The sequence below is a fragment of the Bacillus sp. GW823-FHT06A10 genome (genome assembly GCF_058795375.1).
Genome location: NZ_JBXAHT010000010.1, coordinates 1 through 15,671 on the forward strand (window position 1 = coordinate 1; position 15,671 = coordinate 15,671).

Sequence of the window (15,671 nt, forward strand, 5' to 3'; positions counted from 1 at the left end):
ACGTTTCACGTTGTTTGTTTCGTTCAGTTTTCAAAGAACTACTTGGTCGCTCATTTGCGACTTCCTTATGTTAACATTTCTATTTTGTAATGTCAACTAAGTTTTTCATTTCGTTTGCCGCTTTCGACGTTGTTGTCATCAGCGACTCGTATAATACTACACCTCTAAACTCTAATAGTCAATATGTTTTTCTAAAAAAATATAAAAAGACTTATTTCTTTTTAAAATAAGTCTTTTTATCATGTAACACGCTATCGTTTATTATTTTTCTATAATAGGTAAAGAGACGATAAATCGAATAATACCCTCCTCATATTCAGCTCGAATACTACCACCTTGTAACTCAACAATACTTTTCGCAATCGCAAGCCCAAGTCCAGAACCTTCTGTTACTCTACTTCGAGATTGATCCTTCTTATAGAAACGTTCAAACAAATTCGCTAACTCTTCTCTCGTAAACTCTTCACTATGATTCGCAATTACAATTTGTATATCCCTGCGCTGCCTTTGAAGAGAAACTTTTATCTCCCCATCATCTTTACTATACTTAATCGCATTAGTTAGTAAATTATCAAATACACGAACCATCTTTTCCGAATCAATCGATGCATAAGCACGTTCCTCAGGAAACTTCTTAACAAACGTAAGTCCATGCTCTTCCGCCTGCGGTACTAATTCTTCTATTAATTGCTCGAGTAACTCATTCATACAAACTTCTTGTTTTTCTAATATAACTTGTTCATTTGTTAACTTCGTATACTCAAATAAATCTTCTATTAAATTCTTTAGCTGCTCCGACTTTGCAAAAGCAATTCTCGTATACTCATCATGTTGTTCTTGATTTTCATATTTAGAATCTCGAAGTAATCGTAAGTAACCCATAATAGAAGTAAGCGGTGTACGTAAATCATGAGATACATTCGTAATAAGCTCATTTTTCTGCTTTTCTAATTTACGCTCTTTTTCTATATTATTCATAAGCTCTTCCGCCATATTATTAATATTCTCAGTTAAAGACGCAATCTCATCTTCACCTTTCTTCTCAATGCGGTACGCTAAGTTTCCTTTTTCTATTTCCTTTACACCTTCTGCCATTGCTTCAATCTGCTTCATCTTTCTCTTTGTTATATAGAAGAAAGAGAAAATGAATACAAGGACACCAATTAAAAATGGGAATGGTCCTTCTACTTTATAATACACTACCTCGCCTTGAGGAATCCCGCTTACAAACATATATAAGTTCTTACCTTCAATTGTAATAGGCGAGAATGTAATAAACTCTTTTCTTGATCTTTCAATATCATTATTATTTGAATAATTGATAGCAAATGAAGTCGCATTACGAATTGTATTATGCAAATTAATTTGTTCTTCTTGCGCTTGCTTCGTCTTATACAAAACTTTACCATTTTCGTCAGTAACTAATATTTTAAAGGCATCATGCCCTTGCTCTAAATTCTCATTTTCTAGTTCTATCATATTTTGTACAGCATCTAATTTATTTTCAGCAACCATCATTTCCGCTGTACTTTGAGCTTTACGATTAATTTGCTCCATACCATCTCTGTAATTAATCTCGGCATGCTGGCTAGCATCTTCAAAAATAGGTGCTACTATCTTCGTTGATACAAAGAGACCTAATAACGCACAAGCAGTAAACGCCGTAATAAGTTGAATCCTTATACTCCGTTTCACGCTCTTTATTATCTTTCCAATTAATTCTCGAATTTTCCGAACATAAGTAAACGGATTAAATATCTTTTTCAATCTTATACCCCACTCCCCATACTGTTTTTATATATCTAGGCTTCCTTGGATTCTCCTCAATCTTTTCACGTACTTTTCGAATATGCACCATTACAGTATTATCAGACTGGAAAGATCGTTCGTTCCACACCTTTTCATAAATTTGCTCCGCACTAAACACCATACCTGGATTTCTAGCTAGCAATTCTAAAATTGAAAATTCCCTTGGGGTTAGTTTCACTTCTTCTCCCTCTACAATAACTTTATGGGTCGAGATATTTATTTTCATCTCTCCAATTTCTAGCTCGTCCTCATTTTGAATAGCAAAACCATTCATTTTCATATAACGGCGTAACTGAGATTTAATTCGTGCAATTAACTCTAATGGATTAAAGGGCTTCGTTACGTAATCATCTGCTCCTGTTGTTAATCCTAAAATCTTATCCATATCTTGCGTTTTCGCAGAAAGCATAATGATAGGCATCTCTTTCGATTCTCTTACTTTCATACACATATGAATACCATCTACTTTCGGCATCATAATATCTAATACGACTAGATGCACTTCATTTTCTTCCAGTAAACGTAGCCCTTCTTCTCCGTCCCCTGCTTGTAATACTTTATATCCTTCATTCTTTAAATAGATTGTAATTAAATTCCGAATTTCTTTTTCATCATCTACGACAAGTATTGTTTCGTGTGCCACAATATCTCCCCCATTACTTTTTTAATCCCTAACTTCTATTATAGGAAAACTTCTGAAGAAAAACGCTCGGAAATCCTTAAGTTTTTCTGAAGACGCAAAAAAGGTCTAGACTCCCCTTAAGTCTAGACCTTTGAAAAAACCCCTTTTATTTACGAACGTAGATGAAATATAGTACGAATAAAACTCCCATAACATACATAATCGGATGAACCTCTTTACGACGACCACTCACAACCATTGTAATTGGATAGAAGATAAATCCAATCGCAATCCCAGTTGCGATACTATACGTAAGTGGCATAGAGATAATTGTAAAGAATGCTGGCACTGCAATCTCGAATTTCTTCCAATCAATTTCCCCTAAAGAAGAAACCATCAAGATTCCTACAATAATTAAAGCTGGTGCCGTTACAGCTGGCGTTACAACACTTAGTAATGGCGAGAAGAATAGTGCCAGTAAGAAGAATCCTGCTGTTACAACTGCTGTAAATCCAGAACGTCCTCCCGCTGCTACCCCTGCAGACGATTCAATGTAAGACGTTGTTGTTGATGTACCCAAGATCGCACCAATTACAGTCGCAATCGCATCTGCAAATAATGCTTTTCCTGCACGTGGTAATTTATTGTTCTTCATTAATCCAGCTTGATTCGCAACCGCTACAAGCGTACCTGCTGTATCAAAGAAATCGATAAAGAAGAACGTTATAATAACAATCCCCATTTGAACTGTAAAAATATCTCCGAAGTGCGTTAACGCAGCACCGAACGTTGGTTCTAGACTCGGTATTGCTCCCACTACAGCTTTCGGAGTATCAATTAATCCTGTTGCCACTCCTAAGATCGCTGTAAGAATCATACCGTAAAATACAGCACCATTAACTTTCTTAATCATGAAGATGATTGTCGTAACAACCCCGAAGATTGCTAGTAACGTTGTGCCCTTTGTTAAGTCCCCCAACCCAACAAGAACAGCATCGTTTTTCACGATAATTCCAGCATTTTGGAATCCAAGGAATGCAATGAACAATCCGATACCTGCTGCTACTGCAAACTTTAACTCCGATGGAATTGCATTAATGATTTTTTCACGAATACCTGAAGCAGTAAGAATAATAAAGATAATACCTGACATTAATGTTCCGGCAATGGCCGTTTGCCACGGAATACCCATCGTTAACACTGCTGTATAAGCAAAGAACGCGTTAATTCCCATACCTGGCGCTAAAGCAATTGGATACTTCGCGAAAATACCCATAATTAACGAACCGATTGCTGCCGCTAATGCCGTAGCAACGAATACTGCACCTGGATCCATCCCTGTACCTGCTGGTAACCCTTTAACATTTCCAAGCGACAGCGTAGCAGGATTGACAAACAGTACGTAAGCCATAGATAGAAATGTTGTTAACCCCGCTATGAACTCAGTCTTATAATTCGTACCGAGCTCATCAAATTGAAAATAGCGTTTCATCCTACGTTTCCCCCGTTATATGATTACTCGCCGTAATCTCCCTAGCCCTCTTTTATCTATTAAAAATAAAAAAGGCTTCCATTGCATATACATGGAAGCGTTCTATGAATAAAGACAAGTTTCCCCTCATCTTTATCTAAACGCCTCGTAGTCAAGCCATTTACGGTAGCTAGGTAGAAACTTTCGGGCCATATCCCCGATATTATACGACGGCATAATATTCACTTTTCGTTTGAATTACATACTCATATTAACTCTTGAATGTATTTTTGTCAATTTAAAAGCGAACATTTTTATATTTTTTTATATTTTCGTTCGTATTAACAACGAAAACAAAAAGATCCATCTATTCATGAATGATAGATGGATCTTTTTTATTACAATACTATTCCCACTCAATAGTTGCTGGTGGCTTACTCGTTACATCATACACGATACGGTTAACGTGTTTTACTTCGTTTACGATACGAACAGAGATTTTCTCTAGTACGTCCCAAGGGATACGTGCCCAGTCAGCTGTCATACCGTCAATAGATGTTACTGCACGGATACCTACTGTGTAATCGTAAGTACGCTCGTCACCCATAACACCTACGCTACGCATACCAGGAAGTGCAGTGAAGTATTGCCAAATTTCACGGTCTAATCCCGCTTTAATAATTTCTTCACGTAAAATCGCATCAGATTCACGAACGATTTCTAATTTCTCTTCTGTGATTTCACCTAATACACGAATACCAAGACCAGGACCTGGGAATGGTTGACGCCATACGATTTCATCAGGAATTCCTAGTTCAGATCCTAATACACGTACTTCATCTTTAAATAACGTATTTAAAGGCTCAATTAATTTGAACTGCATGTCTTCTGGAAGTCCACCCACGTTATGGTGAGATTTAATTGTTTGTGCAGTTGCTGTACCACTTTCAACGATATCTGTGTAAAGTGTACCTTGTGCTAAGAAGTCCATACCTTGTAATTTAGATGCTTCATCATCAAATACGTAAATGAATTCGTTACCGATGATTTTACGTTTTTGTTCTGGATCTTCTACACCTTTTAACTTATTCATGAAGCGTTCTTGTGCATCCACTTTAATAACGTTCATATGGAAGCCTTCGCTAAATGTTTTCATAACGCCTTCTGCTTCACCTTTACGAAGTAAACCGTGGTCAACGAAAATACATGTTAACTGATCGCCGATTGCTTTATGAATTAATACTGCTACAACAGAAGAGTCTACGCCGCCACTAAGTGCACATAGTACTTTTTTGTCTCCAACAGTTTCACGAATCTTTTCTAATTCTACTTCGATAAAGTTCTCCATGTTCCATCCTTCAGAACAACCACATACGCCGAATACGAAGTTTTTAATTAAATCGTTACCGTGCTCAGAGTGACGTACTTCTGGGTGGAATTGTACACCGTATAAGTTTTTCGCTTCATTGCTCATACCAGCAATTGGGCAAGACTCACTTGTTGCGTCTACTACGAATCCTTCAGGTAAACCAGTTACTAAGTCGCCATGGCTCATCCATACAACTTGCTCTTCTGGAAGGTTCGCATATAATTTTGATTCGTTCTCTACTTTAAGAACAGCTTTTCCGTACTCACGGTGGTTGGCACGCTCTACTTTACCACCGAAGTGTTGTGTCATAAGCTGCATACCGTAACAGATACCGAAGATCGGTAAACCTAGTTCGAAGATTTTTTCATCACAATGTAATGCACCTTCACCGTATACGCTATTTGGTCCACCAGAGAAAATAATCCCTTTTGGATTCATTGCTTTAATTTCTTCTGCAGTAATTGTATGTGGATGAAGTTCACTGTATACACCGAACTCACGAATTCGACGTGCTATTAACTGATTGTATTGACTTCCAAAATCTAAAACGATAATTGTATCGTGTTGCTTCTTCAAAATAATCACCCCAACGTTAGTTCTCGTATATAAATATTTTCACCAATTTGGCGAAAAGCATTACTAATATAATAAAAAAAGCCAGTCCTCCGCCTCTAGTCTCATAACAAAGAAAAGGCAGGGGTCTGACTTTATAAAGAAAGATAGTCTCCGCTCTTTATAAATATAAGACACACTGCCTTCATAGTCAGGTTGTTTACGGTAACCCGGTAGAGACTCTCAAACCATATCATTGAGGATATATGAAGGATCGTTTTATATTATCTTCCTAGATTCTAACAATGAAGTATCTATATGGTCAAGAGAGAAAGCGACAAAATTCTACAGAAATTCATTTCCTTTTCTAAAAAACATAAAAAAACATCCATTTCTACATAGAAATGGATGTTTTTTAGGGCAAACGGAATTACATCATTCCGCCCATACCGCCCATGCCCATGCCGCCCATGTCAGGCATTGCTGGCGCATTTGGTTCTGGCTTGTCAGCTACTACAGCTTCAGTTGTTAAGAACATAGCTGCAACAGATGCTGCGTTTTGAAGTGCAGAACGAGTTACTTTAGCTGGATCTACGATACCAGACTCAAGCATGTTAACCCATTCGCCAGTAGCTGCGTTGAAACCAACGCCTACTTTTTCGCCTTTTAGACGCTCTACAACTACAGATCCTTCTAGACCAGCGTTGATTGCGATTTGACGAACTGGCTCTTCTAGTGCGCGAAGTACGATGTTGATACCTGTTGCTTCGTCACCTTCTGCTACGATAGAAGCTACTTTCGTGTATACGTTCATAAGTGAAGTACCACCACCTGCAACGATACCTTCTTCTACTGCTGCACGAGTTGAGTTAAGTGCATCTTCAATGCGAAGTTTGCGCTCTTTTAACTCAGTTTCAGTTGCTGCACCTACTTTAATTACCGCTACGCCACCTGCTAGTTTAGCAAGTCGCTCTTGTAATTTTTCACGATCGAATTCAGAAGTTGTTTCTTCTAATTGCGCACGAATTTGACCGATGCGAGCTGCGATTTGCTCTGTATTTCCAATACCTTCAACTACAGTTGTGTTTTCTTTTGTAACAACAACTTTACCAGCGCGTCCTAAAGATTCAACTGTAGCAGATTTTAAGTCACGACCTAATTCTTCAGTGATTACTTCGCCACCAGTTAAGATTGCGATATCTTCTAGCATTGCTTTACGACGGTCACCAAATCCAGGAGCTTTAACAGCTACTACATTGAATGTACCACGAAGTTTGTTCACTACTAATGTAGCTAAAGCTTCGCCTTCTACATCTTCAGCAATGATAAGAAGTGGTTTACCTTGTTGTACCACTTGCTCTAATACCGGTAAGATTTCTTGAATGTTAGAAATCTTTTTGTCAGTAATTAAGATATATGGGTTATCAAGAACTGCTTCCATTTTGTCAGAATCAGTAATCATGTAAGGAGATGCATATCCACGATCAAATTGCATACCTTCTACTACGTCTAATTCTGTTGTGAATCCTTTAGACTCTTCTAAAGTAATAACGCCATCGTTACCAACGCGCTCCATTGCTTCAGCGATTAATTGACCTACTTCTTCGTCAGCTGCAGAAATAGCAGCTACTTGTGCAATAGAAGATTTGCCTTCGATTGGTTTAGAAATCGTTTTTAATTCTTCAATTGCAGCAGTAACAGCTTTTTCGATACCTTTACGAAGACCCATTGGGTTAGCACCAGCTGTTACGTTTTTAAGACCTTCACGAATCATAGCTTGCGCTAATACAGTTGCAGTTGTTGTTCCGTCACCAGCTACGTCATTTGTTTTGCTAGCAACTTCTGCTACTAATTTCGCACCCATGTTTTCAAATGCATCTTCTAATTCGATTTCTTTTGCGATTGTTACACCATCATTTGTAATAAGTGGTGAACCAAATTTTTTCTCAAGTACAACGTTACGACCTTTTGGTCCAAGCGTAACTTTTACTGCGTTTGCAAGAGTGTCGACACCGCGAAGCATCGAACGACGTGCTTCTTCACTAAATTTAATATCTTTTGCCATAATAATTGACCCCCTTGGATTTTTTAAGATTTATATAATTAACCGATAACTGCTAAAATGTCACTTTCACGTAAAATCAAGTAGTCTGTACCTTCATATTTCACTTCAGTACCTGCATATTTTGAGAAGATGATAAGATCACCTGCTGCTACCTCTAAAGCAACACGCTCACCATTCTCAAGCACTCGACCAGTACCTACTGCAACAACTTTACCCTCTTGTGGTTTTTCTTTTGCAGTATCTGGTAATACGATACCACTTGCTGTTTTTTCTTCTGCTTGAACAAGCTCAATTACAACGCGATCACCTAATGGCTTTAGCATGAACAATAACCTCCTCATTTTGTTATGTAAATTTCTTTTATTAGCACTCAAGTCATCCGAGTGCTAACACACTTATAATAATAAATAATCTCAATTTCTTTTGCAAGTAAAAAAATCATAATTTTTTCGCAAATCACTATATAAACTTTCTATATAGAATACTGCCTTTACTATATGAATCGTTGTTTCCACTGCTCGTATGTTACAATATGAAAGGACACCCTAAGTTGTTTTCGCTACACACACAACTTTCTCCTGTCTTCTATTATAATTTCAAATAAGGATTTACGAAAAAAACATAATTCAAGTGAGGTTTATATCGTAGGTAGCATATTTACATGTTATCCTAACTTATCTCATACACTATAGTTAGAAAGGATGGTTAAACCATTTGAAGAAACAATACTGGTGGATTATCGTTACATACATTTTAATGCAGTTATCTGGCGTTGTTGGATTGCCACTTCTCCTAAAAACAGGACTCTATGATAATAGAGGATTTACCATTGAGGAAAAAGGACAAATCATAACGGGACACTGGGCAATTATTAGCTTCTTTGTTGCATTATGTATCGTACTTTGGTTACTTAGAACGGATATTCGTGACAGGCATTTAGATCCAAAGCGCTCTTCTGCTCCAGCTACTATTGGATGGATTTTCATCGGGTTCTTCTTGGCTTTCTTTTCACAAATAGTTGCTGGTATGATCGAGATGCAGCTGCTAGGAATTAAACAAGGTTCAGAAAATACAATGAAACTGATGGAGATTGCAAGAACCACACCTTGGTTCCTTATTGTTGTATCTATAATTGGACCTATCTTAGAAGAAATCGTATTTAGAAAAATTTTATTTGGTGCACTTTATAAGAAGTTTAACTTCTTTATCGCAGCTATCATTAGTTCGCTTGTATTCGCAGCAATTCATTTTGATTTTACTCATTTATTGGTATACACTGCTATGGGGCTCGTATTCGCCTTCTTATATGTGAAGACGAAGCGTATTATCGTTCCGATTGCAGCTCATGTTGCGATGAATACATTAGTCGCTATTGGGCAAATTTTTATGAGCAATGAGCAAATTCAAGAAATGATTAAAGAAGCTGAAAAAATGCAAGGCTTTATCGGAGGATTTTTTGTATGAGAAACTCACCATTGTTCATGGCTGCACTATACTTCCTTCTTGGATGTATCTTTACACGCTTCGCCATTACGAACGTGACAGATACAATCTGGAATGTGTGGACAATACTATTTGCAGTTATGGCAACAATTGATTTTAATTTGGCACTTCGCCTTATATTAGTTAAATTCACAAAGAAGAAACAATAATAAAACGCAGAGGTCGCTTCCTCTGCGTTTTATTGTGGATAGTTTTTCAAAAAGTAAACTAATGTTTGTAACTCTACAGCTAAATCAATATGATGAATTCTAATATTCTCTGATACGTTTAATCGTGCTGGTGTGAAATTCAAAATACCATGCACGCTCGTTTCAGCTAATCTATCTGCTACAGCTTGTGCTACTGTAGCCGGTACTGTTAATATTGCCACTTGTATATCATTTGATAATCTCTCTTCTAATTCATCTAAATGGTATACAGGAATGCCCCCGATTTCTGTTCCAACTTTCTCTTCACTAACATCAAATGCCATTTCAATTTTTGTATTATTGTTTTTCGTGAAATTATAATGTAAGAAAGCGGTCCCTAAATTACCTACTCCAATAAGTGCTACACGCGTTATATCATCTTGATCAAGTGTTTCGCGGAAAAATGATAATAAATAATTTACGTTATATCCATATCCCTTTTTCCCTAACGCTCCAAAATACGAAAAATCTCTTCGTATTGTTGCGGAATCTACTTTTACCGCTTCACTCAATTCGGCCGATGAAACACGCTGCTTACCAGAAAGAGATAAGTTTTGGATAAATCGATAGTATAGAGGCAATCTTTTAGCAGTGGCTTGTGGAATCTTTTGCTGATCCATATGACCTCTCCTCTCTTCCTATCTTTATTCATATACTTTAATCAAATACAGAAGTTTAGCACTCATTAAATTCCTTGTATAATAAAGAGAAGAAGTATTCTCTCTTATTTTAAACTATACACTATTTTTAGTATGATTGAGAAATATAAACATGGCAAAGTTAAGAAATTATTTGAGGTGAAAACATTGATTTTATTACAAGTAAATGGACTTTCGAAATTATACGGTGCAGAAACAATTCTTGCAAACATAAAATTGGAAGTACAAACAAAAGATCGTATCGCATTAGTTGGAAGGAATGGAGCTGGAAAATCTACATTATTAAAAATTATCGCTGGTGAGTTATCACATGATGGTGGCGAAATTATAAAACCGAAAGATGTCTCAATCGGGTATTTAGCTCAAAATACCGGCCTAGAAACGTCTTTAACAATTTGGGATGAAATGCTAACCGTCTTTACCCACTTACAGCAAATGGAGACAAAACTTCGAAGGCTTGAGCAAGAAATGGGCAAAGAAGAAAACTTTTCAAACGAAGCTACATACGAAAGATTGTTAGCTGATTATGACCAATTGCAACTCAATTATAAAGATCAAGGTGGATATCAATATGAAGCGGATATTCGCTCCATTTTAAGCGGCCTTGGCTTCCCAGTTGAAACGCACCAGACGACGATTTCTACTTTAAGCGGTGGGCAAAAAACAAGATTAGCTCTCGGAAAATTATTATTAACAAAACCAGACTTACTTATTTTGGACGAGCCTACAAACCATTTAGACATCGAAACATTAACATGGCTTGAGCAATATTTACAAGGTTATCCTGGCGCAATATTAATCGTTTCACATGACCGTTATTTCTTAGACAAACTTGTTACACAAGTATATGAAATTTCGAATAAAGAAAGCAGACGATTTGTTGGTAACTACAGTAAATATTTAGACTTAAAATCAGCATTATATGAGCAAGAAATGAAACGTTACGAAAAACAACAAGATGAAATCGCAAAACTTGAGGACTTCGTTCAAAAGAATATAGCTCGCGCCTCTACAACGAAACGTGCTCAAAGTCGCCGTAAACAACTAGACAGAATGGAATTATTAACGAGACCATTAGGGGATTCTAAGTCAGCATCATTCCACTTCGATATTGAAAAGCAAAGTGGAAATGATGTTTTACAAGTAAAGGATGCAACCATTGGCTATGATGAGGACCCTATAATTGAAAACGTAACTATGCGCTTAACTCGCGGAGATAGTGTTGCTTTAGTTGGTCCAAACGGAATTGGGAAATCCACATTATTAAAATCTATTGTGAATAAGTTACCACTATTAAATGGTGATGTTTCTTTCGGATCAAATGTATCTGTTGGTTATTATGATCAAGAACAAGCAAACTTAACATCTTCTAAACGGGTTTTAAATGAACTATGGGATGAATATCCACTGCAACCTGAAAAAGAAATCCGTACTATACTCGGGAACTTTTTATTTACAGGAGATGATGTACTGAAACCAGTATCTTCCCTTAGTGGTGGACAAAAAGCTCGATTAGCTCTTGCGAAGCTTATGATGCAAAAGTCAAATTTATTAATTCTGGATGAGCCTACGAACCACCTTGATTTAAATAGTAAAGAGATTTTAGAGAATGCTTTAATTGATTATCCAGGGACTCTTCTATTTGTCTCACATGACCGCTACTTCATTAACCGTGTAACAACGACTGTGATTGAGTTATCAACAGAAGGTGCACAGGAATATTTAGGGGATTACGATTACTATGTGGAGAAGAAAAATGAAATGATTGAACGCGCAGCATTTGAACAACTTGAACAGCAAGAAAATCAGGCACCTGTTCAAAAAACTGTAGCTCAAGAAAAATTAAATTATCTCGAAGAAAAAGAGCGTAAACAATTAGAACGTCAACGCACTCGAAAAATTGAAGAACTAGAACAAAACATCGTAAACTTAGAAGAAGAAATTGCTACGTTAGAAGATCAACTTTGCTTACCAGAAATATATGCAGATTATGAAAAAGCGAGTGAAATTACAACTAAAAAACAAACGCTACAAGTACAACTTGAAACTTGTATGGCAGAGTGGGAAGAGCTGCATGTATAAGAGTATTTAAATAAGGAAGATGTCTCATCAGTCATGATTTTTGACTATGTGACATCTTTTTTCTTTAAGTACATAAATAATTTTTTGAATATATCAATGGTAACTCGGAATATATCAACCAATTTTCAAATACATCTATCGTAACCCTATATATATAAACGATTCGACACGAAATATCGATTTACCGACAAGGATTGACAATATCAGCACCCTCTATAATAGAAGGATATTTCAAAATGTTTTTCAGGGATATCTTCTTACTTTTTATTTCCCGAAAAACAATATATTCAAAGGTCAGACTTCATCTAGTTTATCCACAAACTTATACACATATCCACCTTTATAAAATAGCTATCAAAACAACTTTTCCACATTATCCACAACTATCAAAAAAGATATCAACACTTTATATACACAACAAAACCCACATTATCAACAGATAATATGGGTTTTATCCACAAGCTGTGGTTAATTATGTGCATAACTATGCTTCAATATCTAATCCTGGATTCGCATTTAAGGCTAATGTTGCACGCTTGCCTTGTTCATACGCAATTGTCCCTGCCGCTGCAATCATTGCTGCATTATCTGTGCATAAAGATAGCGGTGGAATAATTAGTTCAATGTTTTCTTTTTGTGCAAATTCTTCTTCTAATCGCGCACGAAGTCCTTTATTAGCAGCTACTCCACCAGCAAGAAGTAATTGCTTTACATTATAAGCCTCTGCTGCACGAGCTGCTTTCGTTACAAGTACATCTATTACACTTTCTTGGAAACTTGCCGCTAAATCTTCTGGTTTAATTTCTATACCACGTTGTTTCGCGTTATGCACAGTGTTGATAACTGCTGATTTCAATCCACTAAAGCTAAAATCATATGAATTCGGTTCTAGCCATGCACGAGGCAAATCAATTGTTGGTTCTCCTTCATGTGCAAGACGATCAATATGAGGACCACCTGGATATGGCATAGATAACGTACGAGCTACTTTATCATATGCTTCTCCAGCTGCATCATCTCGCGTTTCACCAATTACTTCAAATGAACCATGTTCTTTCATATAAACAAGTTCTGTATGCCCACCAGATACAACAAGTGATAATAGCGGGAATTGAACTTCTTTTACTAAACGGTTCGCATAAATATGGCCAGCAATATGATGAACACCGACTAACGGAATATCATGTGCAAAAGCTACTGCCTTCGCTGCATTTACCCCAATTAAAAGTGCTCCTACTAAACCAGGCCCTTCTGTTACAGCAATTGCATCAATATCATCAAATGTGATATTTGCTTCTTTTAAAGCTTCTTCTAACACAACTGTAATTTCTTCTACATGATGACGGGATGCAATCTCTGGTACAACCCCGCCAAAACGTTTATGACTTTCGATTTGTGATGCAACGACATTCGCAATAATTTCCGTTCCATTTTTAACAACCGCTACCGCTGTTTCATCACAGCTTGTTTCAATCCCAAGTATAATCGTATTTTTTTCCATTATATATTCACCCACATTACAAGACCATCTTCCTGATTGTCTGCATAGTATCGTTTACGAATTCCACCATTTTGAAATCCATATTTTTTGTACAACTGCTTTGCTACTTCATTTGATACACGTACTTCAAGCGTCATTGTTTTTACCCCTAGTTCTTTCGCTTCTGAAATAACTGCTTTCAATAAGGCATCTCCTAATTTTTGACCTCGGTATTCTGGCAAAATAGCTATATTTGTTATATGTGATTCATCAATAATTATCCACAATCCACAATATCCGATTACACGACCATCTTTTTCTAACACAATATAATGTGCATGTTCATTCATCGTTAATTCACGGTGAAAGGCATCTGCAGTCCAAGGAGTTGAAAAAGACACTTCTTCAATAGCTACAATTTGAGCAATATCATCAAGTTCCATCTTTCTAAATATCATATCCATCTTCTGCAAGGCCCCTACTTGTTTTGACTTTCTAACCACTTTGTTTCAGCTTCAGCTAAACGAAGATAGCTCGGAACAAACGTATGCACATCTTGTTCTTCTTTTTGTAACCCTAAGAATGCTAGCTCACTTGGTCTTGGATTATTTTTAGTAAACGGAGCGAATACAGCTTGATCACCTAAATGTTCTATAATTATTTCTTTATGCAATTTAACATCATTACCGATAAATAAAACAGGCTGTCCTTTATCTTTTAACATTTGCAACCAGTCCACAATAAGAATAATTCGGTCTTCTTCTATTGAAGTTAACTGCTCTCCTTCATATGTATATAATCCAGTATAGATTTGCCCACGTCTTCCATCAAATAAAGGACAAATTAATCCATTAAAGTTAGCACCGTTTGCAGCTACTACCTCTAAACTTGATACACCTACAATTGGTATTTGAAGTGACCAAGCTAATGTTTTTGCCGCTGTCACGCCTATGCGAACACCTGTATATGATCCAGGTCCAGCAGCTACTACGATTTTAGTTAATTCCTTCGGTTTTACACCACATTCTTTTAACAGTTGCTCTACAGCTGGCATAAGACGTACAGAATGGTTTTTCGTCAAATTTGTAATGATTTCCCCAATCACGTTTCCTTCCTCAATAAGGGATACACCCATTACGTAATTTGAAGTATCAATTGCTAGTACTTTCATCTTGTAATAGCTCCTCACATAATCTAATATAGCGATCTCCAATTGGCTCGAGTATAATTTTTCTTGTGTCATCTCCCGCATGGAATAAACTAATTTGTAACTTTTCATTCGGTAAATATGCTTCTATTAAATGAGCCCATTCCACTACCGTAATTCCTTCACCGTAGAAATACTCATCAAAGCCTAAGTCCTCTTCGCTTTCTGCTAAGCGATACACATCCATATGATATAGTGGTAATCTTCCTTTATATTCTTTAATAATATTAAAGGTAGGACTATTTACAACTCTTTTCACTCCAAGACCTTTTGCTAGCCCCTTTGTAAAAGTCGTCTTCCCAGCTCCAAGATCTCCTTCTAAAATAATTACATCTTGTGCCTCTACGAGTTCACCTAGTTTTTCTGATAACCTTTGTGTTTCCGCAGAAGATTTTGTTGTTACTTCATATTTGCTCACAGACTTCACCTACTTTACTCACAATGTTCTCTGCTCTTTATTATACAGGTTTTGAATATATAAAAAAGTCCTTAGGAGTTGTCCTAAGGATAGTTTGACTGTCTTTATTAGTTTTTTGTTAAAACAAATAAAAAAATACGAAACAATTTGTTTCGTTCTTTTCTTTATATAAAATGGCGGTCCCGACCGGGGTCGAACCGGCGATCTCCTGCGTGACAGGCAGGCATGTTAACCACTACACCACGG

14 protein-coding genes and 2 riboswitches are annotated in these 15,671 nt (G+C 36.7%); of the genes, 3 read left to right on the top strand and 11 right to left on the bottom strand.

What is annotated here, in order from left to right:
* Positions 1-261: 261 nt before the first annotated feature.
* The 6 genes from AC1Q8M_RS27515 to groES form a co-directional block, all read right to left on the bottom strand.
* Entirely contained in the window at positions 262-1,767 is a 1,506-nt protein-coding gene (locus AC1Q8M_RS27515) for a HAMP domain-containing sensor histidine kinase (RefSeq protein WP_098366155.1), read from the bottom strand.
* Positions 1,751-2,452, bottom strand: coding sequence for a response regulator transcription factor (locus tag AC1Q8M_RS27520; RefSeq protein WP_000929891.1), 702 nt, complete (start codon positions 2,450-2,452; stop codon positions 1,751-1,753). The genes AC1Q8M_RS27515 and AC1Q8M_RS27520 overlap by 17 nt, the downstream gene beginning before the upstream one ends.
* Positions 2,453-2,597: 145 nt before the next feature.
* A complete protein-coding gene (locus tag AC1Q8M_RS27525; protein WP_000833094.1) occupies positions 2,598-3,923 on the bottom strand; it encodes an NCS2 family permease in 1,326 nt (441 codons plus the stop codon).
* A gap of 128 nt (positions 3,924-4,051) precedes the next feature.
* A riboswitch (purine riboswitch) is annotated at positions 4,052-4,153 on the bottom strand.
* A gap of 155 nt (positions 4,154-4,308) precedes the next feature.
* Positions 4,309-5,847 carry a glutamine-hydrolyzing GMP synthase gene (gene guaA / locus AC1Q8M_RS27530; protein WP_000743908.1) on the bottom strand — a complete coding sequence of 513 codons (1,539 nt, stop codon included), beginning with the start codon at positions 5,845-5,847 and terminating at the stop codon, positions 4,309-4,311.
* Between the two features lie 164 nt (positions 5,848-6,011).
* A riboswitch (purine riboswitch) is annotated at positions 6,012-6,113 on the bottom strand.
* Between the two features lie 140 nt (positions 6,114-6,253).
* Positions 6,254-7,888, bottom strand: a complete 1,635-nt coding sequence (gene groL / locus AC1Q8M_RS27535) for a chaperonin GroEL (RefSeq protein ID WP_001029992.1) — start codon at positions 7,886-7,888, stop codon at positions 6,254-6,256.
* 38 nt (positions 7,889-7,926) lie between these two features.
* Positions 7,927-8,211 carry a co-chaperone GroES gene (gene groES, locus AC1Q8M_RS27540; protein WP_000917311.1) on the bottom strand — a complete coding sequence of 95 codons (285 nt, stop codon included), beginning with the start codon at positions 8,209-8,211 and terminating at the stop codon, positions 7,927-7,929.
* 391 nt (positions 8,212-8,602) lie between these two features.
* On the opposite strand from groES, the gene AC1Q8M_RS27545 reads away from it, so the two are divergent.
* Positions 8,603-9,352, top strand: a complete 750-nt coding sequence (locus AC1Q8M_RS27545) for a CPBP family intramembrane glutamic endopeptidase (RefSeq protein ID WP_000745326.1) — start codon at positions 8,603-8,605, stop codon at positions 9,350-9,352.
* A complete protein-coding gene (locus AC1Q8M_RS27550) occupies positions 9,349-9,540 on the top strand; it encodes a YdiK family protein (RefSeq protein ID WP_001246204.1) in 192 nt (63 codons plus the stop codon). The genes AC1Q8M_RS27545 and AC1Q8M_RS27550 overlap by 4 nt, the downstream gene beginning before the upstream one ends.
* 29 nt (positions 9,541-9,569) lie before the next feature.
* Here the strand turns inward: AC1Q8M_RS27550 and AC1Q8M_RS27555 are convergent, their stop codons facing one another.
* Complete coding sequence (locus AC1Q8M_RS27555) at positions 9,570-10,199, bottom strand: redox-sensing transcriptional repressor Rex (RefSeq protein ID WP_000372699.1); 630 nt, start codon at positions 10,197-10,199, stop codon at positions 9,570-9,572.
* 186 nt (positions 10,200-10,385) lie between these two features.
* Here AC1Q8M_RS27555 and AC1Q8M_RS27560 point away from each other — a divergent pair, with 186 nt between their 5' ends.
* Complete coding sequence (locus AC1Q8M_RS27560; protein ID WP_000602180.1) at positions 10,386-12,320, top strand: ABC-F family ATP-binding cassette domain-containing protein; 1,935 nt, start codon at positions 10,386-10,388, stop codon at positions 12,318-12,320.
* Positions 12,321-12,804: 484 nt separating this feature from the next.
* Here the strand turns inward: AC1Q8M_RS27560 and tsaD are convergent, their stop codons facing one another.
* Genes tsaD through tsaE form a run of 4 tightly spaced genes read right to left on the bottom strand, consistent with a single transcriptional unit; the run spans position 12,805 to position 15,425 of the window.
* Positions 12,805-13,821 (bottom strand): tRNA (adenosine(37)-N6)-threonylcarbamoyltransferase complex transferase subunit TsaD, encoded by a 1,017-nt coding sequence (tsaD, locus tag AC1Q8M_RS27565; protein ID WP_000414595.1) that lies wholly within the window; start codon positions 13,819-13,821, stop codon positions 12,805-12,807.
* Positions 13,821-14,264 carry a ribosomal protein S18-alanine N-acetyltransferase gene (gene rimI / locus AC1Q8M_RS27570; protein ID WP_000367207.1) on the bottom strand — a complete coding sequence of 148 codons (444 nt, stop codon included), beginning with the start codon at positions 14,262-14,264 and terminating at the stop codon, positions 13,821-13,823. The genes tsaD and rimI overlap by 1 nt, the downstream gene beginning before the upstream one ends.
* Before the next feature lie 14 nt (positions 14,265-14,278).
* The gene (tsaB, locus tag AC1Q8M_RS27575) at positions 14,279-14,971 is read right to left on the bottom strand and encodes a tRNA (adenosine(37)-N6)-threonylcarbamoyltransferase complex dimerization subunit type 1 TsaB (protein ID WP_000865770.1); all 693 of its coding nucleotides are present in this window, start codon (positions 14,969-14,971) and stop codon (positions 14,279-14,281) included.
* On the bottom strand, positions 14,952-15,425 hold the full coding sequence (tsaE, locus tag AC1Q8M_RS27580; protein ID WP_000049640.1) for a tRNA (adenosine(37)-N6)-threonylcarbamoyltransferase complex ATPase subunit type 1 TsaE: 474 nt from the start codon (positions 15,423-15,425) through the stop codon (positions 14,952-14,954). The genes tsaB and tsaE overlap by 20 nt, the downstream gene beginning before the upstream one ends.
* Positions 15,426-15,671: the final 246 nt, after the last annotated feature.

Coding starts and splice junctions, on each gene's coding strand:
- AC1Q8M_RS27525 (WP_000833094.1), bottom strand. CDS start 3,923: ATGAAACGCTATTTTCAATTTGATGAGCTCGGTACGAATTATAAGACT.
- groL (WP_001029992.1), bottom strand. CDS start 7,888: ATGGCAAAAGATATTAAATTTAGTGAAGAAGCACGTCGTTCGATGCTT.
- groES (WP_000917311.1), bottom strand. CDS start 8,211: ATGCTAAAGCCATTAGGTGATCGCGTTGTAATTGAGCTTGTTCAAGCA.
- AC1Q8M_RS27550 (WP_001246204.1), top strand. CDS start 9,349: ATGAGAAACTCACCATTGTTCATGGCTGCACTATACTTCCTTCTTGGA.
- AC1Q8M_RS27555 (WP_000372699.1), bottom strand. CDS start 10,199: ATGGATCAGCAAAAGATTCCACAAGCCACTGCTAAAAGATTGCCTCTA.
- tsaD (WP_000414595.1), bottom strand. CDS start 13,821: ATGGAAAAAAATACGATTATACTTGGGATTGAAACAAGCTGTGATGAA.
- rimI (WP_000367207.1), bottom strand. CDS start 14,264: ATGGATATGATATTTAGAAAGATGGAACTTGATGATATTGCTCAAATT.
- tsaB (WP_000865770.1), bottom strand. CDS start 14,971: ATGAAAGTACTAGCAATTGATACTTCAAATTACGTAATGGGTGTATCC.